Genomic DNA, 5,321 nt, shown 5'->3' with positions numbered 1-5,321 from the left:
TGGGTCCGTTGGTGTTGGATCCGTTGGTGTTGGATCCGTTGGTGTTGGATCTGTAGGTGTTGGATCCGTTGGTGCTGGGTCAACCGGCGTCGGAGCAGGTGGAGTTGGAGCAGGCGGCGTCACGACCGGTGCAGCGTTCTCACCCACAATCGTCACCACAATCTCTGTCACGACCGGTGCACCCGGTTTACCATTAACAAATGCAGGTAGATCGTCACCAACATTAAAGTCTTCGCCCCAGACCATGCCATGATCTGAACTCACAACCGTAAGGCTGGATGTTGTGGTCTGCCCCTGATCCAATGCGGCAAAGTCCCCATTAGTTTCAAACTGCCAGTTACCTTCAGGCGTAATACGGAAAATTCCTCCGTTGCTACCAGCAACGGTTGTGCTCAAACCCTGACCGATATGGTCACTGATACCGATGATACTGAGGCCGGTCTGACCACGCAGGGAATCTACGGTGGGACCTGCCGCCAGCACCACCGCATCGTTGCCCGGCAAAACACTGTTCGGATCAGAATCGTTGGAGAAGACATTGCCGGAAATCGGAGCGGTTGCATTTTCCGTTGTCTGACCGGCATCATCCAAGGCGTTCAGCGGCGTGTTATCCACAAAGATAGTGAAGGTCTGCGTGCCCGTCTGGCCTGTTGCGGTTTCACGTGCAACCACCACAACTTTGTAATGATCGACACCTGACTCAGCATTGATGCGGGTGCCATCAACAACACGGATCACGCCATTGTCATCGATAGAGAACCGCCCATCCGCGCTGTTTGTCAGTTCAAATGTTAAGGTCTGGCGCGTTGTTGTAGGTGCAACTGTGATACCCACGCTGGAATCATCTGCTGTGTTTTCATTGACGGCACCATAACCATTTGGATTCATACCACGGCTATTGTGCGTGTCATCGATATCACTCAGCTCAAATGTCACCGTGTTGTCGATACCAACAACCGTCACAATAATTTCAGAAACAACAGGCTGTCCGGGCTTGTCATTCACGAAGTCTGGCAGGGTATCGGCGATAATACTGTCTTCGCCCCACTCCAGCCCCTGATCACTGACCAAGACGGAAATACGTGTTTCGCGGGTCACACCAACCGCAAGATCATCAAAGTCGCCGTTATGTTCAAAGGTCCAGTTACCATTGTGATCAATGCGGAAGAGACCGCCGCTACTGCCCACAACCGGTTGACCAATACCATCGCCGCCAATACTGCTGGCGTCGGCCAAGGTCAGTTCCGGACTGCTGCTGATACTGTCCACCGACGTACCTGCGGCCCAGACGACCACATCGTCCCCTGGCAACGTACTGTTCGCATCCCGGTCGTTGCTAAACACGTTGCCAGAGATCGGCGTGGTTGCGTCGGCATTCTGCTGACCATAATCATCCGCCGCATTCAGTGTTGCGTTATCGAGGAAGATGATAAAGGTATCTTTAGAGACCAGACCCGTGCCTGCTTCTGTGGCAGTCACACGCACCTGATAGTGATTGGAGCCGTCTTCAGCATTCAGTAACGTACCGTTTTTAACGCTGATGGCACCCGTGCTGGTATCAATGTCGAAACGACCACCCGCATCATCCGTCATCGCAAACGTGAGCGTCTGACGTGATTCGGTAGCGCCAACAGTAATCCCAACTAACGTGCCGTTCGCAGCACCTTCGCTCACCGCACCATAGCCATGAGGGTTCATACCGCGGCCATTGTGAGCAGGATCAGTATCCACCAGCTGAAAATCCTGAGTATTCAACGTACCCGTGACGGTGACCACAATCTCAGTCGCAACTGGCGTACCGGGTTTCTTACCGTTCAGGAAATCGGGAAGGTCATCCCGGATAATGCTGTCGACACCCCAACCCAGGCCCACATCCGATACCATAACGGTGATACGGGTTTCCCGCGTCGCATCGACCGCTAAGTCGTTAAAGTCGCCATTGTGTTCAAAGGTCCAGCTACCATCAGCATTGATACGGAACACACCGCCATCGCTACCTGCGACCGTCTGACCAAGCCCATTGCCCATCTGTGGGATCAGGTCTGTGTAGTTAATCCCGTTCTGGCCTTTGTAGCTATCAAACGTGCTACCCGCCCCCAAAACAGCCACATCACCACCCGGCAGGCTGCTGTTCGCATCGCTATCATTATCGAAAACGTTGCCACTAATTGCGGTTGTTGCATTTGCCAGAATATTTACCTGATCATTGCTGGCCTGCAACGGCGCATTGTCCAGATAGATGGTAAACGCGAACTGCTCAACACGACCCGAACTTTGCTCAGTCGCCGTGCCTCTAATCAGGTAGGAAAAGGTACCGTCTTCCGCATTGATCCGTGATGCATCATCCACCGTCACAACACCGGTCTCAGCATGAATCGTGAAGCGGCCATCGGCCGTGTCGGTCAATGCATAGGTGATCACATCCGTTGGCTGATCCGGTTGCACACGGATACCCACTTCGCTACCTGCAGCAGCTCCTTCCGTCACAGTGCCAAAACCGGATGGCGTGCCCTCATGACGCACATCAGAGCCTGGTCGGGAATTGATATCAACCAGATCAAACGACAGAGAGGTGTTGAGCAATACAATGGTGAACATCGCCTCAACCGGACCATCCGACGATGACATTCGCACCCTGATATTGTATTCACCCGCAGCAGGCATCGGTTCGCGTTCAACAACTAACGCGCTGCCATCAATACGGAACAGTGCATTACCGCCGTCACCATCGCCGGACACCAACTCAAAGGTAAAAGGCCCTGCCCCTGCGGCCACTGACGACAGGTCACCCACATTGCTGTCTGTCTGGGCGAGATCCAGACGGTTGTTGTCCAGACCAATATCACCAGGCGCAGTCACCACAACCGTCAGCGTACTCTCAACCGCATCGGTAGGAACAAAAGTTGGATTATTAAATGGCCCCGCATCCTGACTTAAGATACGAATAGAAGTTGATACAGACTCGCCTGGTTGCAGGTGTTGGAAGTCGTCACCTAAACGGAACGTCCAACTGCCATTCGTGCCAAACACAAACTCGCCACCCGCTGAACCTGCGATTGGCGCACCGGAATATGCAACATCATTGATCTGCAAAATTTCCAGGTTACGCATGCTACCGGTACTGCCCGGATCGCTGTCGTTGATACGGATATTACCTGTCGTAACAGTCGCCTGATTGCTGATGTTCTGATGATCATCAACAACAGTAGGCGCAAGGTTATTCACTTCAATCGTGAAGATTCGGGTCGTACTGTTGTTCGCATCGGTTGTATCAGTCGCTTTAACCAATACGGTGTTACGTGTTGCCGACTCGGCATTCAGCACAGCGCCTTCTTTCACGCTGATCACACCACTACTGGCATCGATGGTGAACAGATCATGTGTATCTGCCGGGCTATCCGTATCGTGTAACGAGTAGTTCAGATCACCACCAAACGTACTTTCGACGGTGATTCCTACCTCTGTGGCGCTGTTATAGCGGCCTTCATCCACCGATCCCTGAACGGTTTTATCCTGATTATCACCCGCCACATCACTGTCACCGGTGATGTAAGGTACGGTTGGATCTGTTGCAGCCACCGCGAACGTCCGCCCAACACTGGAATTGCCGTCAAACACTTCAATATAGAGGTTGTAGACAACACCCACCTCCAACGTAACCCCATTTTTTACTCGTAGCTGATCTCCTGCAATATCGAAGAACGCATTATGTGGAAGCTCAGGCCGATTCAGCAGGCTAAAGGTCAGGTCCGCTTGATCGGTATCGATATCGGTGCCACTTAACCGGCCGACAATTGGCGGTGTCGTACGTACATCAAAATTCAGATTATCCAGTTGCAGATCCGTCGGGGCGTCAGGCTGTCCGGTGACAGTGACACTCAACGTGCTCGACGCTGTATCGCCCAGCGTATTCCTGACGGTAATCGTAACGGTTGTCATCCGGGTTTCATTGATCGCGAGGTCATCAAACGCTCCCGCAGGATCAAACTGCCAGCTACCGTTCGCGTTAACCGTGAAGTTGCCACCGTTGTCACCCGCAATACTCTGACCAAGGTCACCGCTCTGATCATTAATCGCCAGAACCGTCAACGGACCACCCAGTTGAGCATTCGATGGATCGTTGTCCAGTACGTTTCCACCCACCGATGCAGCATCTTCGGATACCTCAGCCGTATCATCAGCCACGCCCAAAGCCGCAGGCACAACACCAATCACGAACGATGAGGTCACAACATCAACACCCACCTGTGCCTGCACAATGACAGTGTACGTAGAGGTAATTGTTGCATCAAAGACCGCATTTTCAGCTACGGTTATCACCCCATACTGGTCGATGACAAAACGATTATCCGCATTATCCAGCAAGCTGAAACTGATGGTTGGATTGTCATTCAGAAGGTAATCGACCTGTACCTGAATCCCCACTGCGCTGCCAGCCGCAGCACCTTCTTTGACCAGTCCGTTATAGCTGCCGTCGGCGGCATCACGTGTGGTATCGAGGTCCCCGGTGATCGTCAGAACGGCCGTCTCTGTGACCACAATATTGAAACTCTGTACGGAGCGACCTCCATGAAGATCCGCAGCTTCAATATGGACAGTTTTGTTGCCGGTGCCGATCGATGTATCGATCAACTCCAGCGACCCGTTATTGATACGGAAGAAACGGTTATCCGCTGCATCACCGTCTATTTCGGTCAGGTAAAAGAACGTTCTATCGCCATAATCAGGATCAGTCGCATTGAGCTGCCCCAATATCAGATCATCACTGTCCAGTGCGATGGTGTTACTGGATAGAGTAATATCTGTAGGCGCATCGTTTGCAAAGTTAACCGTGACCGAGAGCGTACTTTCTGCTGTTGAACCACGACTATCAGCGATCTCCAACGTTACTTCTGTCCGTATACTTTGACCGACAGGCCTGCTTATGAAAGACGGATCTGGCGTATAACTCCAACGACCATCAGGCTGAACTGTAAAGAGACCACCCTCATTGCCGGGGATCGCAATTCCCAGATTTGATGCTTCACCGTTCACTGCAACCACACGTAGCTGGTCCAGCGTCTCTCCGGGATTCAGGTCATTACTCAACACCTGTCCAGTCACAGTATCTACGCCGGTTGATGCTGAGTCATCAACTGCAACTGGAGGTACATCTTTCACCGCGATCCGGAAAACCTGGTCCGCACTGTTGTCATAAACATCGGTTGCTCTAACTGTCACATCATAGAAAGCATCACCCAGCAGAATCGTCGCGCCCTGCTTCACACTGATCACACCGCTGGCGCCATCAATAACAAAACGGCCACTGGCATCATCCGCCA

At 52.4% G+C, this 5,321-nt stretch carries 1 protein-coding gene; it reads right to left on the bottom strand.

Annotated elements, in window-relative coordinates; translation table 11 throughout:
* Nucleotides 1–5,321: beta strand repeat-containing protein (locus ABYW01_RS13170; protein WP_372833408.1), on the bottom strand; the 5,321-nt coding region annotated here is incomplete at both ends.

Origin of the sequence: Pontibacterium sp., from assembly GCF_041587635.1 — a bacterium.
Lineage (GTDB): Bacteria > Pseudomonadota > Gammaproteobacteria > Pseudomonadales > Balneatricaceae > Pontibacterium.
This window is presented reverse-complemented; position numbering and strand designations above follow the sequence as displayed.